At 61.5% G+C, this 19,830-nt stretch carries 17 protein-coding genes; 4 read left to right on the forward strand and 13 right to left on the reverse strand.

Annotated elements, in window-relative coordinates:
- Positions 1–19 precede the first annotated feature (19 nt).
- Positions 20–2,377, forward strand: a complete 2,358-nt coding sequence (locus CQ041_RS03690) for a penicillin acylase family protein (protein WP_105521150.1) — start codon at positions 20–22, stop codon at positions 2,375–2,377.
- 15 nt (positions 2,378–2,392) lie between these two features.
- On the opposite strand, the gene CQ041_RS03695 is transcribed toward CQ041_RS03690, so the two are convergent.
- Positions 2,393–3,358 carry a GlxA family transcriptional regulator gene (locus CQ041_RS03695; RefSeq protein ID WP_105521151.1) on the reverse strand — a complete coding sequence of 322 codons (966 nt, stop codon included), beginning with the start codon at positions 3,356–3,358 and terminating at the stop codon, positions 2,393–2,395.
- A gap of 271 nt (positions 3,359–3,629) precedes the next feature.
- Here CQ041_RS03695 and CQ041_RS03705 point away from each other — a divergent pair, with 271 nt between their 5' ends.
- On the forward strand, positions 3,630–4,271 hold the full coding sequence (locus CQ041_RS03705) for an HD domain-containing protein (protein ID WP_105521152.1): 642 nt from the start codon (positions 3,630–3,632) through the stop codon (positions 4,269–4,271).
- Positions 4,272–4,399: 128 nt separating this feature from the next.
- Here the strand turns inward: CQ041_RS03705 and CQ041_RS03715 are convergent, their stop codons facing one another.
- From CQ041_RS03715 to CQ041_RS03750, 7 genes are all read right to left on the reverse strand, one after another.
- Complete coding sequence (locus CQ041_RS03715) at positions 4,400–5,284, reverse strand: ABC transporter permease subunit (RefSeq protein WP_105521154.1); 885 nt, start codon at positions 5,282–5,284, stop codon at positions 4,400–4,402.
- Positions 5,281–6,201 carry an ABC transporter permease subunit gene (locus tag CQ041_RS03720; RefSeq protein WP_105521155.1) on the reverse strand — a complete coding sequence of 307 codons (921 nt, stop codon included), beginning with the start codon at positions 6,199–6,201 and terminating at the stop codon, positions 5,281–5,283. The genes CQ041_RS03715 and CQ041_RS03720 overlap by 4 nt, the downstream gene beginning before the upstream one ends.
- A complete protein-coding gene (locus CQ041_RS03725) occupies positions 6,198–7,340 on the reverse strand; it encodes an ABC transporter ATP-binding protein (protein WP_105521156.1) in 1,143 nt (380 codons plus the stop codon). The genes CQ041_RS03720 and CQ041_RS03725 overlap by 4 nt, the downstream gene beginning before the upstream one ends.
- A 64-nt stretch (positions 7,341–7,404) precedes the next feature.
- Positions 7,405–8,499: a polyamine ABC transporter substrate-binding protein gene (locus CQ041_RS03730; RefSeq protein WP_105521157.1), complete on the reverse strand. Its 1,095-nt coding sequence runs from the start codon at positions 8,497–8,499 to the stop codon at positions 7,405–7,407.
- A gap of 239 nt (positions 8,500–8,738) precedes the next feature.
- On the reverse strand, positions 8,739–9,833 hold the full coding sequence (locus CQ041_RS03740; RefSeq protein WP_105521468.1) for a polyamine ABC transporter substrate-binding protein: 1,095 nt from the start codon (positions 9,831–9,833) through the stop codon (positions 8,739–8,741).
- Between the two features lie 196 nt (positions 9,834–10,029).
- Positions 10,030–11,394 carry an aspartate aminotransferase family protein gene (locus CQ041_RS03745; RefSeq protein ID WP_105521159.1) on the reverse strand — a complete coding sequence of 455 codons (1,365 nt, stop codon included), beginning with the start codon at positions 11,392–11,394 and terminating at the stop codon, positions 10,030–10,032.
- Between the two features lie 58 nt (positions 11,395–11,452).
- Positions 11,453–12,811, reverse strand: coding sequence for a glutamine synthetase family protein (locus tag CQ041_RS03750; protein WP_105521160.1), 1,359 nt, complete (start codon positions 12,809–12,811; stop codon positions 11,453–11,455).
- Between the two features lie 608 nt (positions 12,812–13,419).
- Between CQ041_RS03750 and CQ041_RS03755 the strand changes: the two genes are divergently transcribed.
- Both CQ041_RS03755 and CQ041_RS03760 read left to right on the forward strand, forming a co-directional pair.
- Positions 13,420–14,796, forward strand: coding sequence for a glutamine synthetase family protein (locus tag CQ041_RS03755; RefSeq protein WP_003195252.1), 1,377 nt, complete (start codon positions 13,420–13,422; stop codon positions 14,794–14,796).
- Between the two features lie 229 nt (positions 14,797–15,025).
- Complete coding sequence (locus CQ041_RS03760; RefSeq protein WP_105521161.1) at positions 15,026–15,655, forward strand: TetR/AcrR family transcriptional regulator; 630 nt, start codon at positions 15,026–15,028, stop codon at positions 15,653–15,655.
- 115 nt (positions 15,656–15,770) lie between these two features.
- Here the strand turns inward: CQ041_RS03760 and CQ041_RS03765 are convergent, their stop codons facing one another.
- The 5 genes from CQ041_RS03765 to CQ041_RS03785 are packed head-to-tail and all read right to left on the reverse strand — an operon-like array spanning position 15,771 to position 19,757.
- Complete coding sequence (locus tag CQ041_RS03765; protein ID WP_003213899.1) at positions 15,771–15,986, reverse strand: molybdopterin-binding protein; 216 nt, start codon at positions 15,984–15,986, stop codon at positions 15,771–15,773.
- Between the two features lie 28 nt (positions 15,987–16,014).
- A complete protein-coding gene (gene ssuB / locus CQ041_RS03770; RefSeq protein ID WP_105521162.1) occupies positions 16,015–16,821 on the reverse strand; it encodes an aliphatic sulfonates ABC transporter ATP-binding protein in 807 nt (268 codons plus the stop codon).
- The gene (gene ssuC / locus CQ041_RS03775; protein WP_105521163.1) at positions 16,818–17,606 is read right to left on the reverse strand and encodes an aliphatic sulfonate ABC transporter permease SsuC; all 789 of its coding nucleotides are present in this window, start codon (positions 17,604–17,606) and stop codon (positions 16,818–16,820) included. The genes ssuB and ssuC overlap by 4 nt, the downstream gene beginning before the upstream one ends.
- A gap of 8 nt (positions 17,607–17,614) precedes the next feature.
- A complete protein-coding gene (gene ssuD, locus CQ041_RS03780) occupies positions 17,615–18,763 on the reverse strand; it encodes an FMNH2-dependent alkanesulfonate monooxygenase (RefSeq protein ID WP_105521164.1) in 1,149 nt (382 codons plus the stop codon).
- 25 nt (positions 18,764–18,788) lie between these two features.
- The gene (locus CQ041_RS03785; RefSeq protein WP_105521165.1) at positions 18,789–19,757 is read right to left on the reverse strand and encodes a sulfonate ABC transporter substrate-binding protein; all 969 of its coding nucleotides are present in this window, start codon (positions 19,755–19,757) and stop codon (positions 18,789–18,791) included.
- Between the last annotated feature and the right edge of the window lie 73 nt (positions 19,758–19,830).

A 19,830-nucleotide genomic window follows, 5' to 3' on the forward strand; every position in this document is an offset into this window, starting at 1 on the left:
CCCCGGCTAAGGAAAGTTCATGAAGCGCGTCTTGCAGGTTCTCGCGGTGCTGCTGGTGCTGGTCGCCCTGGGCGCCGGCGTGTACGTCTACAGCAAGCAACCGAGCCGCCAGGGCACGGTGACGCTGGCCAACCTGCAAAGCTCGGTCACCGTGCGCTACGACGACCGTGGCGTGCCGCACATCCGCGCCGAGAACGAGGCCGACCTGTACCGCGCGCTCGGCTACGTGCATGCCCAGGATCGGTTGTTCCAGATGGAAATCATGCGCCGCCTGGCCCGTGGCGAACTGGCCGAGGTACTGGGGCCCAAGGTGCTGGAAACCGACAAACTGTTCCGCAGCCTGCGCATCCGCGACCGCGCCGCGACCTACGTGGCGCAACTTGACCGCGAGTCGGCGCACTGGAAAGCCCTGCAAGCCTATCTGGGCGGTATCAACCAGTATCAGGACAGCCACGCCAGCCCGATGGAGTTCGACGTGCTGGGGATCCCCAAGCGGCCGTTTACCGCCGAGGACACCATCAGCGTCGCCGGGTACATGGCCTACAGCTTCGCCGCCGCATTTCGTACAGAACCTTTGCTGACGTTCGTCCGCGACCAACTGGGCAGCGACTACCTGAAGGTCTTCGACCTGGACTGGCAACCCAAGGGCGCCCTCAACCTGGCCGCCAGCGACTGGCAAACCCTTGGTGCCCTCGCCTCCCTGAGCGAGCAGGCGCTGGCCGACAACGGTCTGCCACAGTTCGAAGGCAGCAACGCCTGGGCCATCAGTGGCAATCGCACCCAGAGCGGCAAGCCGTTGCTGGCGGGTGACCCGCATATCCGCTTCTCGGTGCCGTCGGTGTGGTACGAGGCGCAGCTGTCGGCACCCGGCTTCGAGCTGTATGGCTATCACAACGCGCTGGTACCGGTGGCGTTCCTGGGGCACAACCTGGATTTCGGCTGGAGCCTGACCATGTTCCAGAACGACGACCTCGACCTGATCGCCGAGAAGGTCAACCCGGACAACCCCAACCAGGTCTGGTATCGCGGCCAGTGGGTGGACATGACACGCAGCGAGCAACAGATTCAGGTCAAGGGCCAGGCACCGGTCAGCCTGACCCTGCGCCAATCGCCCCACGGCCCGATCGTCAATGACGTGCTCGGTGGCAACGCTGGCACCACGCCGATTGCGATGTGGTGGGCGTTTCTCGACACGCAAAACCCGATCCTCGAAGGCTTCTACCAGCTCAACCGCGCCGACACCCTGGTCAAGGCCCGAGCCGCGGCGTCCAAGGTGTCGGCGCCGGGGCTGAACATCGTGTGGGCCAATGCCAAGGGCGATATCGGCTGGTGGGCGGCGGCGCAGTTGCCGATTCGTCCTGCGGGGGTCAATGCCGGTTTCATCCTCGACGGCAGCAGCACCCAGGCGGACAAGTTAGGTTTCTACCCATTCAGCGCCAACCCCCAGGAAGAGAATCCCGCGCGTGGCTATGTGGTCTCGGCCAATGCCCAGCCCGTGTCGCCCACCGGCATGGAGGTCCCCGGTTATTACAACCTGGCCGACCGTGGCCAGCAGTTGAACCTGCAACTGAGCGACAACAGCGTGAAGTGGGACGTGAACAACAGCCAGGCCCTGCAGCTGGGCACCACCACCGCGTTTGGTCCACGCCTGCTGGCGCCGTTGTTGCCGGTGCTGCGCGAAGAGGTCAAGGACCCGGCGCAGTTGAAGCTGCTGGAGCAATTGGCGGCGTGGAAAGGCGATTACCCACTGGATTCCACCAGTGCCACGCTGTTCAACCAGTTCCTCTTCAACCTGGCCGACGCGGCGTTCCGCCCCAAACTCGGCGATGCCCTGTTCAAGACCCTGCTTAGCACCCGGGTGATCGACGCCGCCCTGCCACGGCTGGCCGCCACGCCGGAGTCACTGTGGTGGGACGGCAAGCGCGCCGACACCGTCAAGCTGGCCTGGGACAACAGCCTCGCCCACCTCAAGGTCACCTTCGGCGACGACCCGACACAATGGCAGTGGGGCCAGGCGCACACCCTGACCCACGGCCATCCGCTGGGCATGCAGAAACCCTTGGACAGGGTGTTCAACGTCGGCCCGTTCCCGGCGCCCGGCAGCCACGAAGTGCCGAACAACCAATCGGCCAACATCGGCCCGGCGCCGTGGCCGGTGACTTATGGGCCCTCGACGCGACGCCTGATCGACTTCGCCGATGCCGCCCACGCCCTGACCATCAACCCGGTCGGCCAAAGCGGCGTGCCGTTTGACCGGCACTACGGCGATCAGGCGCAGACGTACATCGAAGGCGGTTATGAACAGGCACATTTCAGCGAAGAGGAAGTGACGGCCAATACACGCGGCACGCTGACGTTACTGCCATCGCGAAAATAGCACTGATTGCATGCCTTAGATCGGCGCAGCGAAATTGAGCCGGAACTGTTGCGGTGTTACGCCCAGCCGGCGGTTGAACACACTGCGCATGTGCTGGGCGTCGCGAAAGCCGCATTGCCAGGCCACGGTCTTGAGCGGTGCAGCGCTGCTTTCGAGCATCACCCGCGCCGCGTCCACACGCGCCCGCTCGACGAATTCCGCCGGCGTGATCCGCGCCTCCCGGGCAAACACCCGAGAGAAGTTGCGCGCGCTCATGTTGGCCGCCCTGGCCAGGTCGGCAATGCCCAAATCCCCCGTCAGGTTCGCCAACACGTACATCTGCACCAGCGCCACCGCGGAGGTGCTTTCGGCGTGAGGCGTAAGAAACGGGCTGAACTGCGACTGACCGCCTGAACGCTGGGTGAACACCACCAGGCGCTTGGCCACGCTCAGGGCGACTTCCGGGCCGTGATCCTGGGCCAGCAAATACAGCGACAGATCAATACCCGCCGTGACCCCGGCCGAGGTGTAGAGGTTGCCGTCCTGCACGTAGAGGCGGTCGGCGTCGACCCGGGCCGATGGGCACAGGCGCGCCAGGTCGGCGGCGTCGCTCCAGTGGGTGGTGACGGTCTTGCCATCCAGCAGGCCGGCTCTCGCGAGCATGAAGGCGCCATTGCAGATGGAGCCAAAGCGTTGCGCGCGCTGCGTCGCGCCGCGTAGCCAGTCATCGAACGAGGCGCCGAAGTCCTCGAACGGCAGCTGCGGGCCGCCGGCCACCAGCAGCAGGTCGTAGGCTTGCAGGGCATCGCTGTAGTGCCGGTGGGCCTGCAATGCCAAGCCATTGGAGGCGGCGATATTACCGTGGCCGGAGCCGATCACGTCCAGCCGGTAATGGTCTTGCGGCGGCAGAAACCGGTTGGCCTCGCAGAACACGTCCATGGGCCCGGTCACGTCCAGTGACTGGACGCCGGGGAAGATCAGGATGGCGACGGTTTTATGCATGGGTAAACCTTTATGTCCGGGTGAACGCAAAAAAACCCTGTGGGCGCTGGCGTGTCGGATCGCCGCATCGCTGCGATGCAAGCGACTCGGTTCATCAGGCATACCGAGGTGATGATATCGCAGCGATGCGGCGATCCGACAAGTCAGCCACATTAGACCGTGCCTGGGGCTGGCACGATGTGAAGGCACATTGGCCGGGATCGCTCCCTCGCCGCCATAGCCCCTTCGCGGGCGCGCGACCAGACTGGAACCTTTCCCAAGGAGCACTCCCATGACCACCAGCATCGCCGGCATCAAGATTCCCGACAGCGCCCTCGCCAAGGCCACCACCGACTACATCCGCGACGTCGAATCCGACCTGCTCTATCACCATTCTCGCCGGGTGTTCCTGTTCGGCGCATTGAGCGGTGAACGCCAACAGCTCGCCTATAACCCGGAGCTGCTCTACGTCGGCGCGATGTTCCACGACCTCGGCCTGGTAGCAGGCCATCGCAGTGACAATGAGCGATTTGAAGTGGACGGCGCCAATGCCGCCGCGGCGTTTCTCAAGCCTTACGGGCTGAGCGATGACGATATCGAACAGGTGTGGTTGTCCATCGCCCTGCACACCACGCCAGGCGTACCGCAGCATCTGCGCCCGACCGTCGCGCTGGTCACTGCTGGCGTGGAGATGGACGTGCTGGGCATGGACTACGCCGCGTTTTCCAGCGTGCAGCGCGAAGCGGTGGTGCATGCGCATCCACGGGGGGAAGGGTTCAAGGAGTGCATTATCTGTGCGTTTGCCGACGGCTTGCGCCATCGCCCGCAGACCACGTTCGGCAACGTGAAGACCGATGTGCTGGCGGATCAGGAGCCGGGGTTCAGGCCGATGAATTTTGTTGAAGTGATCCGCAAATCGCCGTGGGTCGCATAGTTGACTTGAAATGCAATCACATGTGGGAGGGGGCGTGCCCCCGATAGCGGAGCATCAGCCACATATCCATTGGCTGACACACTGTCATCGGGGGCAAGCCCCCTCCCACATTTGGACCGCACACGGTTTTAGACCGGTGCAGCTGCCCGGCGCTTGTCCGGCTGCTGCCAGCCATCGGCAGCGGCTTCTTCAATCGCTTGCTGAATGGCTTTCTTGCGGTGCTCTTCAGCGCGACGGCTGAAGAACCACACCAGGAAGGTCACCAGCGACACCGCCAGCAGAATCAGGCTGGCCACGGCATTGATCTCGGGTTTGACCCCCAGGCGTACCGCAGAGAACACTTCCATCGGCAACGTCGTGGAGCCAGGCCCGGACACGAAGCTGGCCAGTACCAGGTCGTCCAGTGACAACGCGAACGACATCATGCCGCCCGCCGCCAGCGACGGCGCGATCATCGGGATGGTGATCAGGAAGAACACCTTCCACGGCCGTGCGCCCAGGTCCATCGCGGCTTCTTCGATCGACAGGTCCAGCTCACGCAAGCGCGCCGACACCACCACCGCCACATACGCCGCACAGAACGTAGTGTGGGCGATCCAGATGGTGACAATGCCCCGCTCCTGCGGCCAGCCGATCAGCTGCGCCATGGCCACGAACAGCAGCAACAGCGACAGGCCGGTGATCACTTCAGGCATCACCAACGGCGCGGTCACCAGGCCGCCGAATAGCGTGCGGCCCTTGAACTGGCTGATGCGCGTCAGCACGAACGCCGCCAAGGTACCCAGCGCCACCGCCGCCACCGCCGTGTAGCAGGCGATTTCCAGGGAGCGCGCCACCGAGCCCATCAGCTGGGTGTTGTCCAGCAGGCCCACGTACCACTTGATCGACCAACCGCCCCACACCGTCACCAGTTTGGATTCGTTGAACGAGTAGATCACCAGGATCAGCATCGGCAGGTAGATGAACAACAACCCCACCACCAGCATGAAACTCGAGAAACTGAAGCGCTTCATATCTTGCCCTCCAATTCTTTGGCTTGGCTGCGGTTGAACAGGATGATCGGCACGATCAGGATCGCCAGCATCACCACCGCCAGGGCAGACGCCACCGGCCAGTCACGGTTGTTGAAGAATTCTTGCCACAACACTTTACCGATCATCAGGGTTTCCGGGCCGCCCAGCAGTTCCGGGATCACGAACTCGCCCACTACCGGAATGAACACCAGCATGCAGCCGGCGATGATGCCGTTCTTGGACAACGGCACGGTGATTTTCCAGAAGCTGTTGAAGGTACTCGAGCCCAGGTCAGACGCAGCTTCCAGCAGGCTCTGGTCGTGCTTCACCAGGTTGGCGTACAGCGGCAGGATCATGAACGGCAGGTACGAATAGACCACGCCGATGTACACCGCAATGTTGGTGTTGAGGATCTGCAACGGCTCGCTGATCAGCCCCATGGACATCAGGAAGCCATTGAGCAACCCGTTGTTGCTGAGAATGCCCATCCACGCATACACGCGGATCAGGATCGCAGTCCAGGTCGGCATCATGATCAGCAGCACCAGCACGGTCTGCATTTCCTTGCGCGCACTGGCAATGGCATAGGCCATCGGGTAGCCGATCAACAGGCACAGCAGCGTGCTGAAGAACGCCATCTTCAGCGAGCCCAGGTACGCGGAGATGTAGAGGTCGTCGCCGGCCAGCAACTGGTAGTTGGCCAGGTTCAGCACCACTTGCAGCTTCTGCTCGACGTAGGTGTAGATCTCGGTATACGGCGGGATCGCCACGTCGGCTTCGGCGAAGCTGATCTTGAGCACGATGAAGAACGGCAACGCAAAAAACAGGAACAGCCACAGGAACGGAATCCCGATGACCACCTGCTTGCCGCTGGGGACGATGCGCTGCAAGCGGCGCTTGAGCTTTTTTGTGTTCATGAGCGCAGTACCACGCCGCTGTCGTCTTCCCACCACACGTAGACCTGGTCACCCCAGGTCGGACGCTGGCCACGGCGCTCGGCGTTGGCGACGAAAGACTGCACCAGCTTGCCGCTCGGCAGCTCCACGTAGAACACCGAGTGGCCGCCGAGGTAGGCAATGTCGTGGACCTTGCCGCTGGACCAGTTGTGCTCGCAGGTCGGCATCTCGGAGGTGACCAACAGTTTTTCCGGGCGGATCGCGTAGGTCACCGACTTGTCTTCCACCGAGGTCGCGATGCCGTAGCCCACGTAGATGTCGCGGTCCAGGTCCGGGCACTTGAGCACCGCGTGGCCTTCGGCGTCATCCACCACCTGGGTTTCGAAGATGTTGACGTTGCCGATGAACTCGCACACCAGGCGGCTGGTCGGCGTCTCGTAGATGTCCACCGGGCTGCCGATCTGGGCGATCCAGCCCAGGTGCATGATCGCAATGCGCTCGGCCATGGTCATGGCCTCTTCCTGGTCGTGGGTCACCATCACGCAGGTCACGCCGACGCGCTCGATGATCTCCACCAGTTCCAGCTGCATCTGCGAACGCAGCTTCTTGTCGAGGGCGCCCATGGGCTCATCGAGCAGCAGCAGTTTCGGGCGCTTGGCCAGGGAGCGAGCCAGGGCCACGCGTTGACGCTGGCCGCCGGACAACTGGTGCGGCTTGCGCTTGGCGTACTGGCTCATCTGCACCAGCTTGAGCATCTCGGCCACACGGGCGTCGACCTCGGCCTTGGGGATCTTGTCCTGCTGCAGGCCAAACGCGATATTCTGCGCCACGGTCATGTGCGGGAACAGGGCGTAGGACTGGAACATCATGTTGATCGGCCGCTCGTAAGGCGGCATGTCGGTGATGTCCACACCGTCGAGGTAGATGCGCCCTTCGGTCGGGCGCTCGAACCCTGCGAGCATGCGCAGCAAGGTGGACTTGCCCGAACCCGAGCCGCCGAGCAAGGCGAAGATCTCGCCTTTCTTGATTTCCAGGGACACGTCGTCCACGGCAATCGTCTCGTCGAACTTCTTCGTGACCCGATCGATCTTGACCAGCACCTTCTTCGGTGTCTGGTCCCCTTCGAGGGCTTTCTTATAGGCGCCGGAGGCAACTGCCATTTACGAAACTCCCAACAAAAATGTCTGTTCGCCCGAGGCAGGCGAACCTTGGATAGTTTGGGCTTTACTTGCCCGTCTTGACCTTGGTCCAGCTACGGGTCATCAAGCGCTGCACTTTCGGGGGTAGCTCGAAGTTGACGAATGTCCGGTCGAGAACCGCCTGCGGTGGGTACACCGCTTCGTCGGTGCGTATCGATTGCTCCATCAGTTTGTCCGACCCTGGATTGGGATTGGCATAACCGACGTAATCACTGACCTGGGCGATCACCTCAGGTTGCAGCAAATAATTGATGAAGGCGTGGGCTTCATTGACATTGACGGCATCCTTGGGGATCGCCAGCACGTCAAACCACAGGTTGCCGCCTTCTTTCGGAATGGCGTAGGCGATGTTCACACCCTTGCCCGCCTCCGCCGCGCGGGCCTTGGCCTGGAACACGTCGCCAGAGAACCCGGCGGCCACGCAGATGTTGCCGTTGGCCAGGTCGGAGATGTATTTGGAGGAGTGGAAGTAGGTCACGTAAGGCCGCACCTTGAGCAGCTTGGCTTCGGCCTTCTTGTAGTCTTCGGGGTTCTCGCTGTTAGGGTCCAGGCCCATGTAGTTGAGCACCGCCGGCAGCATTTCGTCCGCAGAGTCCATGAACGATACGCCGCAGGTCGCGAGTTTCTTCATGTTCTCCGGCTCGAACAGCATGGCCCAGGAGTCGATCTTGTCGACACCCAGCACTTCCTTGACCTTGTCGACGTTGTAACCAATCCCGTTGGTGCCCCACAGGTACGGCACGGCGTACTGGTTGCCCGGGTCATTCTTTTCCAGGCGCTTGAGCAGCGCCGGGTCAAGGTTGGCGTAGTTCGTCAGCAGCGACTTGTCGATCTTCTGGAACGCCCCGGCCTTGATCTGCTTGCCGAGGAAGTGGTTGGACGGCACGACCACGTCGTAGCCCGTGCGCCCGGCCAGCAACTTGCCTTCCAGGGTTTCATTGGAGTCGAACACGTCATACACGGGCTTGATGCCGCTGGCCTTTTCAAAGTTGGCCAGGGTGTCCGGGCCGATGTAGTCCGACCAGTTATAAATATGCACCGTCGGTGCGGCCTGCACGCTCACTGTCAGCGTGATACCTGCACCCACCAGCATGGCTTTGCGAAATAAAGAAATTGGCAAGTGGAGGTCCTCTTAAATAGTTGGGCCTTGGAGTTGTTGCCGGGCAACAAAACCGGCGCGCAACTTACCTTCGATAAACCGATCCGGCAAAACTTTTGTCATTTATTTTCTGCACGGTTGCCGCTGTTTGTAGGAGCGAGCTTGCTCGCGAAGAACTCACAGGCAACGCGGGCTATCCGAGGCCCCGCGTTATCGTTGACGATTTTCGCGAGCGAGCTCGCTCCTACAGGTTCCTAGGGTTATTTGCCGGATTTGATCTTGGTCCAGCTGCGTGTCATTTCACGCTGGGTCGCGGCTGGCAGGTCGGCAATCGCGTACAGCTTGGCCTGCACATCCGCTGGCGGGTAGATGCCCGGGTCGTTGGTGATGTCTTTGTCGACCAGGGACGTCGCCGCGCTGTTGCCGTTAGGGAAACGCACGGCGTTGGTGATGCTGGCCATCACTTCCGGCTTGAGCAGGTAGTTCAGGAACTTGTAGGCGGCGTCGACGTTTTCGGCATCTTTAGGGATGGCGAGCATGTCGAAGAAGCTGCCCGCACCTTCTTTCGGAATGTCATAGGCCACCTTGACCTTGCCACCGGCTTCAGCCGCGCGGGACTTGGCCTGCTGGATGTCACCCGAGTAACCCACGGCGACGCAGATGTTGCCGTTGGCCAGGTCCGAGATGTACTTGGAGGAGTGGAAATAGCCGATCGAAGGACGGATCTTGAGGAACAGCTCTTCGGCTTTCTTCAGCTCGTCTTTCTTCTGGGTGTCGGTCGGCAGGCCCAGGTAATGCAGGGCAATCGGCAGCATTTCGGTGGGCGAATCGAGGAAGCTCACACCGCAGCTCTTGAGCTTGGCGATGTTCTCAGGCTTGAGCAGCACGTCCCAGGAATCGATCTTGTCCACGCCCAGCGCGGCCTTGACCTTCTCCGGGTTGTAGCCGATGCCGATCGAGCCCCACATGTACGGGAAGGCGTGCTTGTTGTCCGGGTCGCTGACCGACACGGCCTTGAGCAGGGATTTGTTCAGGTTGCTGTAGTTGGACAGCTTGGACGTATCCAGCTCCTGGTACACACCGGCCTTGATCTGCTTGGCGAGGAAGTTGTTCGACGGCACGACCACGTCGTAGCCGGACTTGCCTGCCAGCAACTTGGCTTCCAGGGTTTCGTTGCTGTCGAAAACGTCGTACACCACCTTGATGCCCGACTCTTTTTCAAAGTTGGCGATGGTGTCCGGGGCGATATAGTCGGACCAGTTGTACACGTGCAGCACTTTATCGTCTGCCTGGGCCGCGCCCGCCATTGCGCCCATGAGGGACAAGGCAAGGAGGGTCTTGCCAGCGTTCTTCAAACCTAATGCCTTCATTTGGTGATGCTCCAATTTTTTCTTTTTGGGCCGCAGTTCTTTGTTGTTCCGGGGCCCTTCCAAAGGGCAACAAAACAGGGCGACAGTCTGGCAAGTTAAGGGGCCGGCTTTCAACCAAAGCCCCCCTATTTATAACCGCCCGGAGTCAGCGCCGACAGCCACTGCCCCCAGAGCCTAGCACTTAGCCCTGCAGCGCTGCCAAAGTCAGGTCCAGACAGTGGCGAGCCTTGGTGACCAACTCGTCGATTTCAGCCTTGCTGATCACCAGCGGCGGCGAAATGATCATGGTATCGCCCACGGCGCGCATGATCAGGCCATTGTTGAAACAGAAGTTGCGGCAGATCATGCCCACGCCCTTGCCTTCATAACGCTTGCGGGTGGCTTTGTCCTGTACCAGCTCGATCGCCCCCAGCATGCCCAGGCCGCGCACTTCACCCACCAACGGGTGATCCGCCAGCTCGCGCAGACGTTTCTGCAAATACGGTGCCGTTTCGTCGTGCACACGCTCAACGATTTTTTCGTCGCGCATGATGCGGATGTTTTCCAGCGCCACCGCCGCGGCCACCGGGTGACCGGAGTAGGTGAAACCGTGGTTGAAATCGCCGCCTTCGTTGAGCACCTCCACCACCTCATCGCGCACGATCAGGCCGCCCATGGGCACGTAGCCCGAAGTCAGGCCCTTGGCAATGGTCATCATGTGGGGCTTGAGGTCGTAGAAGTCGCTACCGAACCACTCACCGGTACGGCCGAAACCGCAGATCACTTCGTCGGCGACAAACAGGATGTCGTACTTGGCGAGGATTTCCTTGATGCGCGGCCAGTAAGTGGCCGGCGGCACGATGACACCGCCAGCGCCCTGGATCGGCTCGGCAATGAAGGCACCGACGTTGTCCACGCCCAGTTCCAGAATCTTTTCTTCCAACTGGTTGGCGGCCCACACGCCGAATTCTTCAGGGCTCATGTCGCCGCCTTCGCCGAACCAGTACGGCTGGGCGATGTGGGTGATGCCCGGGATCGGCAAGTCACCTTGCTCGTGCATATAGGTCATGCCGCCCAGGCTGGCGCCGGCCACGGTGGAGCCGTGGTAGCCATTCTTGCGGCTGATGATGGTTTTCTTGTTCGGCTGGCCCTTGATCGCCCAGTAGTGGCGGACCATGCGCAACATGGTGTCGTTGCCTTCGGAGCCGGAGCCGGTGAAGAACACGTGGTTCATACCGGCGGGTGCGATGTCGGAAATGGCCTTGGCCAACTCCAGCACCGGCGGGTGAGCGGTCTGGAAGAACAGGTTGTAGTACGGCAGTTCTTTCATCTGCTTGGCGGCGGCGTCAGCCAGTTCGTCGCGACCGTAGCCGATCGCCACGCACCACAGGCCGGCCATGCCGTCGAGGATCTTGTTGCCTTCGCTGTCCCACAGGTAAACGCCGTGGGCTTTGGTGATGATCCGAGGGCCTTTCTCTTTCAACTGCTTGAAGTCGCTGAACGGCGCCAGGTGGTGATCATTGCTCAAGGCTTGCCATTCACGGGTGTGCGGGTTGTTGCTGGACATACCAATCTCCTAGACTTTTCAGTAAAGGGCGCGCGGGTTGCCCCGTGCGCCCGGCGCATCAGACGGCGAAGAGCAGGAATTCCCGCTCCCACGAACTGATCACGCGCTTGAAGTTTTCATGCTCGGCCCGCTTGACCGCGACGTAGCCTGTGATGAATTTCTGACCCAGGTATTTCTCGATGGTCTTGCTGTTTTCCATGCGTTCCAGGGCGTCTTCGATGGTCAACGGCAGGCGCAGGTTGCGTCGCTCGTAACCACGGCCGACCACCGGCGCGCTCGGGTTGTGGCCCTCGACCATGCCGATGAAACCGCACAGCAAGCTGGCGGCGATCGCCAGGTACGGGTTGGCGTCGGCGCCCGGCAGGCGGTTTTCCACGCGACGGTTCTGCGGGCCGGCATCCGGTACACGCAGGCCGACGGTGCGGTTTTCTTCGCCCCACTCCACGTTCACGGGCGCCGAGGTATCCGGCAGGAAGCGGCGGAAGGAGTTCACGTTGGGGGCGAACAGCGGCAGCAATTCAGGGATGAATTTCTGCAGGCCGCCAATGTGGTTGAGGAACAGCTGGCTCATGCTCCCGTCTTCATTGGAGAAGACGTTCTTGCCGGTGGCGATGTCGATGATGCTCTGGTGCAGGTGCATCGCGCTGCCGGGCTCGCCGGTCATGGGCTTGGCCATGAACGTGGCGGCCACGTCATGCTTGAGCGCGGCTTCACGCATGGTGCGCTTGAACACCAGAATCTGGTCGGCCAGGGACAGCGCGTCGCCGTGACGGAAGTTGATTTCCATCTGCGCGGTGCCGTCTTCGTGGATCAGGGTGTCGAGGTCCAGCTCCTGCAGCTCGCACCAGTCGTAGACGTCTTCGAACAACGGGTCGAACTCGTTGGCCGCCTCTATAGAGAAGGACTGGCGACCGGTCTCAGGGCGCCCGGAACGACCAATCGGCGGTTGCAGCGGAAAGTCAGGGTCTTCGCAGCGCTTGGTCAGGTAGAACTCCATCTCCGGCGCCACGATAGGCTGCCAGCCGCGATCGGCGTAGAGCTTGAGGACTTTCTTGAGCACGTTGCGCGGCGACAGCTCGATGGGGTTGCCTTGCTTGTCGTAGGTGTCGTGGATCACCTGGGCGGTGGGCTCGATGGCCCAGGGCACCAGGAATACCGCGTTCTGATCGGGGCGGCAGATCATGTCGATGTCGGCCGGGTCGAGCAATTCGTAGTAGATGTCGTCTTCGACATAGTCGCCGGTCACGGTCTGCAACAGAACGCTTTCGGGCAGGCGCATGCCTTTTTCGGCGATGAACTTGTTGGTCGGCGAGATCTTGCCCCGGGTGATACCGGTGAGGTCGCCAATCATGCATTCGACTTCTGTGATCTTGTGGTCTTTCAACCAATCGGTGAGCTGGTCGAGGTTGTTACTCATAAATGCCTCTGGGCTGGGTTTCCTGGCATCCATTAAAGACCAGGCGTTGGTGGACGCAGCATCCGCGTCGTTTGTTCATTCAGGGCAAGAGCTTACCTGCCATTTGTGGCGCTGTAGCATTACTCAAGCAAAAGCCGTGCAGAATCATGAGCGGCACCTTTTGAGGAACGCTTCTTCGGGCAGGCAAGGGAGTCGCGAGGCGGTCAAGACGCAGGCTGTTGAACCGTCAAGAATATTGACCGGTACACCCGCAAGGGCATAGGAAATGTGGGTAGTGGAACGGGCCTGTCGAACGCAGGCAACGACGCCAAGTGGAGGCAGGCGACACATGAAGCACCCCGGTATTATTGCTGTTATGGGTTTGAATCGAGCTTAGCCTTGTTCATTTTTTTACACAACACCCCCGTAAAAAATACAACACGGCCCGCTCAAGCCCGCGAGTCCCCTGCGCTTCAAAGCGGAAAAACCGCCCCAAAAAGCCCCAAAAAAGCCGCAGCAGCGCTTTTTTAGGGCAAAAAAGGCCTCGCTTGACTTCGGCATGCCGTTCGGGTTGACTGAAACCAGAAAAGATCAATGATTGATATTTTTAACAACAAAGGTGTTGCATCATGTCGGTACCCCCGCGTGCCGTTCAGCTTAACGAAGCGAACGCGTTCCTTAAGGATCATCCTGAGGTTCTGTACGTAGACCTTCTAATTGCGGATATGAATGGTGTGGTGCGCGGCAAGCGCATTGAACGTACCAGCCTCCACAAGGTTTACGAGAAGGGCATTAACCTGCCTGCCTCTCTATTTGCCCTGGATATCAACGGCTCGACGGTGGAAAGCACCGGCCTGGGCCTGGACATCGGTGATGCTGACCGAATCTGTTATCCGATCCCCGACACCCTGTGCAATGAACCCTGGCAAAAGCGCCCTACCGCGCAACTGCTGATGACCATGCACGAACTCGAAGGTGAACCTTTCTTCGCCGATCCACGCGAAGTCCTCCGTCAAGTTGTTACCAAGTTTGACGACCTGGGCCTGACCATCTGCGCCGCTTTCGAACTCGAGTTCTACCTGATCGACCAGGAGAACGTGAACGGCCGCCCACAACCGCCCCGCTCGCCGATCTCCGGCAAACGCCCGCACTCGACACAGGTCTACCTGATCGACGACCTCGACGAATACGTCGACTGCCTCCAGGACATTCTGGAAGGTGCCAAGGAGCAAGGCATCCCGGCCGACGCCATCGTCAAGGAAAGCGCCCCGGCGCAGTTCGAAGTGAACCTGCACCACGTCGCCGACCCGATCAAGGCCTGCGACTACGCCGTACTGCTCAAGCGCCTGATCAAGAACATCGCCTACGACCATGAGATGGACACCACCTTCATGGCCAAGCCTTACCCGGGCCAGGCAGGCAACGGGTTGCACGTGCACATTTCGATCCTGGACAAAGACGGCAAGAACATCTTTGCCAGCGAGGATCCCGAGCAGAACGCCGCATTGCGTCACGCGATCGGCGGTGTGCTCGAGACCCTGCCCGCCCAAATGGCGTTCCTGTGCCCCAACGTCAACTCCTACCGTCGTTTCGGCGCACAGTTCTACGTGCCGAACTCGCCGTGCTGGGGCCTGGACAACCGCACCGTGGCGATTCGCGTACCGACCGGCTCGTCCGACGCGGTGCGTATCGAACACCGCGTGGCCGGCGCCGACGCCAACCCTTACCTGCTGATGGCTTCGGTCCTGGCAGGCGTGCACCATGGCCTGACCAACAAGATCGAGCCAAACGCACCAGTGGAAGGCAACAGCTACGAACAGAACGAACAGAGCCTGCCGAACAACCTGCGCGATGCCCTGCGCGAGTTGGACGACAGCGAGGTGATGGCCAAGTACATCGATCCCAAATACATCGATATCTTCGTCGCCTGCAAGGAAAGCGAGCTGGAGGAGTTTGAACACTCCATCTCCGACCTTGAGTACAACTGGTACCTGCATACCGTCTAAATGGCGGCTGCATTGAAAGAACGCTGCAGGCTTTTGTCTGTGGCGTTTTTTTATGGTTTTTTCCGGGAAACCGAGGTGGCCTTATCGGGGGCAAGCGCCCTCCCACACGTGACTGCATTCCAAAGTCGGAATTCGGTCAAGGGTGGGAGGGCGCCTGCTCCCGATGGCGGCCTTGAAGACAACACCGATTCCTGCTCATACAATGCCCGCTGCCTTGTAGGAGACTTCCATGCCCACCCGCCCCGCCACGCCTCGCAAACCCCGCGCCCGCAGCCAGGCGCGGATCGACGCGATTCTCGATGCCGCCCGCACCTTGCTGGCCGCCGACGGCGTGGCCGGGTTGTCGATCTACAGCGTGGCCGAGCGGGCGCAGATCCCGCCGTCCTCGGTCTACCATTTTTTCGCCAGCGTGCCGGCGCTCCTGGAAGCGCTGACAGCGGATGTCCATGCCGCATTCCGCGCGGCCATCGAGGCGCCCATCGAGCATGACGCACTCAAGCACTGGCGCGACCTGTCCTGCATCGTCGAGCAACGCATGCTTGCCATCTACGACCACGACGCTGCTGCACGCCAACTGATCCTGGCGCAGCACGGGCTGACCGAGGTGACCCAGGCCGACCGCCAGCACGACCTCGAACTGGGCGACCTGATGCTCGCCGTGTTCAACCGTCATTTTGAAGTGCCGACCTTGCCGAAGGATGTGGATGTGTTTGCGCTGGCGCTGGAACTGAGCGACCGCGTGTATGCACGCTCGGTGCATCAGCATGGGCTGATCACACCGCGCATGGCGGAGGAAGGGATGCGGGTATTTGATGCGTATGTGGGGCTCTACCTGCCAGCCTATTTACCCAAACGCTGACCGCTGGCCCGGCCTCATCGGGGGCAAGCCCCCTCCCACCTTTGACCGAATTCTCACTGTGGAATGCAATCAACTGTGGAAGGGGGCTTGCCCCCGATGGTGGCCTCAAACGCAATCACAACTTGGCGATCGACACCTCAGTCGATTTAACGAAGGCAATCACTTCACTGCCGATCACCAATTCCAGCTCTTTGACCGAGCGCGTCGTGATCACCGAGGTGACGATGCCGGACGCCGTCTGCACGTCGATTTCCGACAGCACGTCGCCTTCGACGATTTCCTTGATGGTGCCTTTGAACTGGTTACGCACGTTGATGGCTTTAATAGTCATGGTCTTCTTCCTGTATGGGACAAGTGAGTTATTGAGCCCAACGCAATTGCGTAGGCAGCGGTGAAACAGGTTCAGGGTCCGGTGGAGTCCCCGGCAGCGACAGCACACGGTTGAGCACTTCAGCTTCCAGCGCGGCCAGGCGGTACGAGCCACGGGCCCGCGGGCGAGGCAGGTCGACGTGCAGGTCGAGGCCGATTTCGCCGTCTTCGATCAGGATCACCCGGTCGGCAATCGCCACGGCTTCGCTGACATCGTGGGTCACCAGCAACACGGTAAAGCCGTGCTTTTGCCAGAGATTTTCGATCAATTGCTGCATCTCGATGCGCGTCAGGGCATCCAGGGCGCCCAGTGGCTCGTCAAGCAACAGCAAACGCGGCTGATGGATCAACGCGCGCGCCAGGGCCACGCGCTGCTTCTGGCCACCGGACAAGGCCGCTGGCCACTCATTGGCGCGCTCAGCCAGGCCGACCGCCTCCAGGGCTTCCAGCGCTTTGGGGCGCCAATTGCCTTTCAGGCCGAGCCCCACGTTATCGATGATCTTTTTCCACGGCAGCAGGCGCGCTTCCTGGAACATCAGCCGCGTGTCTTCCAGCGCTTCGCTCAGCGGCGCTGAACCCGCCAGCAGCTCGCCACCGCTGGCCTTGTCCAGACCCGCAAGCAGGCGCAACAGGGTACTTTTGCCGCAACCGCTGCGACCGACCACGGCCACGAACTGGCCGGCGGGGATATGCAGATCAATTTCTTTGAGTACTTCACGCGCGCCGAAGGCCTTGCGCAACTTGCGCACCGCCAGCGGAATGCCTTTACGCAGGCGCGGAGGTTGTTGAGCCGTCATGCCGCACCTCCTTTAGTCACTTGATAAGCCGGGTGCCAGCGCAGCCACACACGCTCCAGGCCGCGGGCGGCGAGGTCGGCAAGTTTGCCGAGGATCGCGTACATGACGATGGCCAGTACCACCACGTCGGTTTGCAGGAACTCACGCGCGTTCATCGCCAGGTAGCCGATGCCCGAGCTGGCGGAAATGGTTTCGGCCACGATCAGCGTCAACCACATGAAGCCCAGGGCAAAGCGCACGCCCACCAGGATCGACGGCAGTGCGCCCGGCAGGATGACCTGGCGGAACAGGCTGAAGCCGGACAAGCCATAGCTGCGGGACATTTCCACCAGCGCCGGGTCGACGTTGCGGATACCGTGGTAAGTGTTCAGGTAGATCGGGAACAGCGTGCCGAGGGCCACCAGGAAAATCTTCGCGGTCTCGTCGATGCCGAACCACAGGATCACCAGCGGAATCAGCGCCAGGTGCGGCACGTTGCGGATCATCTGCACCGAGCTGTCCAACAGCCGCTCGCCCCATTTCGACAGGCCGGTGATAAAGCCCAGGGCCAGGCCGATGCTGCCACCGATCACAAAGCCCAGGCCGGCACGCCAGCCGCTGATGGCCAGGTGTGTCCAGATTTCACCGCTGGCGATCAGGTTGACACCGGCTTCGATCACCGCGCTCGGCGCCGGCAGGATGCGGGTCGACAACCAGCCCGCCGACACCGACAACTGCCACACCGCGAGCAACAGAATCGGCAGCACCCAAGGCGCGACGCGATGGCTTAATTTTTCATAGTTCATAGGCTGCCTCAGCTCGCCGACGCAGCTTTGGGAAGGATATCGTTGGCGACCATCTCGCCGAACGGGCTGACATATCCGGCGCCCTTGGGCACCTCGGGACGCTCGACATCCAGATGGGGGAACAGCAACTCGGCGACCCGATACGATTCCTCCAGGTGTGGGTAGCCGGAGAAGATAAAGGTGTCGATGCCCAGCGCCGCGTACTCCTTCACGCGCGCAGCCACGGTTGGGCCATCGCCCACCAGCGCCGTGCCCGCGCCGCCACGCACCAGGCCGACGCCAGCCCACAGGTTGGGGCTGACTTCGAGGTTGTCGCGGCTGCCGCCGTGCAAGGCGGCCATGCGTTGCTGGCCCACCGAGTCGAAGCGCGACAGCGATGCCTGGGCGCGGGCGATGGTGTCATTGTCCACGTGGGAGATCAGTTTGTCGGCGGCTTGCCAGGCTTCGGCGTTGGTTTCACGCACAATCACATGCAGGCGAATGCCAAAGCGCACGGTGCGCCCCAGCTTGGCGGCCTTGGCCCGCACCTGTTCGATTTTCTCGGCAACGGCCGCGGGCGGCTCGCCCCAGGTCAGCACCATTTCCACCTGTTCGGCCGCCAGGTCCTGGGCCGCCTCGGAGGAACCGCCGAAGTACAGCGGCGGACGCGGTTGCTGGATGGGCGGGTAGAGCAACTTGGCGCCTTTGACGCTGATGTGCTCGCCGTCGTAATCCACGGTTTCGCCTTCCAGTACGCGGCGCCAGATGCGGGTGAACTCCACCGACGCCTGGTAGCGCTCTTCGTGGCTCAGGAACAAACCGTCGCCTGCCAATTCGTCCGGATCACCACCGGTCACCAGATTGAACAACGCCCGGCCGCCGGACAGGCGATCGAGGGTCGCGGCCTGACGCGCGGCCACCGTCGGGGAAATGATCCCGGGGCGCAGGGCGACAAGGAATTTCAAACGCTGGGTCACCGGAATCAGCGACGCCGCCACCAGCCACGAATCTTCGCAGGAGCGGCCGGTGGGGATCAGCACACCGCCGAAGCCCAGCCGGTCAGCGGCCTGGGCCACTTGCTGCAGATAACCGTGGTCAACGGCGCGAGCGCCTTCGGCGGTGCCAAGGTAATGGCCGTCGCCGTGGGTAGGTAGAAACCAGAAAATATTGAGGCTCATGGAGTTGTCTCCTGAAGAAATCAGATTACGGCGCTTTGGCAACGGCGGCGGGTGGTGTCCAGATCACGTCCTTGATGCTCAAGGGTTTGGGGATCAATTTGAGTTGGTAGAAGCTGTCGGCGATTTTCTGCTGGGCCGCGACGACCTCCGGGGTCAGGAACAACGCGCCGTAGCCTTGGCGTTTCACCGAGGTCAGGGTGATGTCAGCCGGCAGGCCAAGCAGCGGTGCCACTTGCTCAGTGACTTCCTGCGGGTTGGCCTTGGACCACTCGCCCACCGCGCGCACTTCTTCGATCAGCGCCGTGATCACTTGCGGATGCTGTTCGGTGTACGGCTTGGTGGCCAGGTAGAACTGGTGGTTGTCGGCGATGCCGGTACCGTCACGCAGGGTGCGCGCTTGCAGCTGTTTCTCGGCGGCGGCCTGATACGGGTCCCAGATCACCCAGGCATCCACGCTGCCACGCTCGAACGCGGCACGGGCATCGGCGGGCGGCAGGAACACGGTCTGCACGTCGGTGTATTTGAGGCCGGCGTCTTCCAGCGCACGCACCAGCAGGTAATGCACGTTGGAGCCTTTGTTGAGGACGATTTTCTTGCCCTTGAGCTCGGCCACGGACTTGATCGTCGAATCCTTCGGCACCAGGATCGCTTCGCTGGTCGGCGCGGGTGGCTCGTAGGCGACGTAGAGCAAGTCGGCACCGGCGGCCTGGGCGAAAACCGGCGGGGTTTCACCGGTGACACCGAAGTCGATGGAGCCGACGTTGAGGCCTTCGAGCAACTGCGGGCCACCGGGGAACTCAGTCCATTGCACGTTCACGCCTTGTGCAGCGAGGCGCTTTTCCAGCGTGCCCTTGGCCTTGAGCAGCACCAGGGTGCCGTACTTCTGATAACCGATCCGCAGGGTCTCGGCGGCTTGAGCTTGAACAATGGCGCCGAAGGACACAGCCGCAGCAAACAGTGCGACCAGACCACGACGCAAGATGACAGTGCGCATGGCGCTCTCTCCAAAAATGCGATGAGGGGGTTGGCTGCACCTGCTTGGCCGTTGGCGGCTGAGTAAGGTGAGT

The organism is Pseudomonas sp. MYb60, assembly GCF_002979555.1.
Taxonomy (GTDB): Bacteria; Pseudomonadota; Gammaproteobacteria; order Pseudomonadales; family Pseudomonadaceae; genus Aquipseudomonas.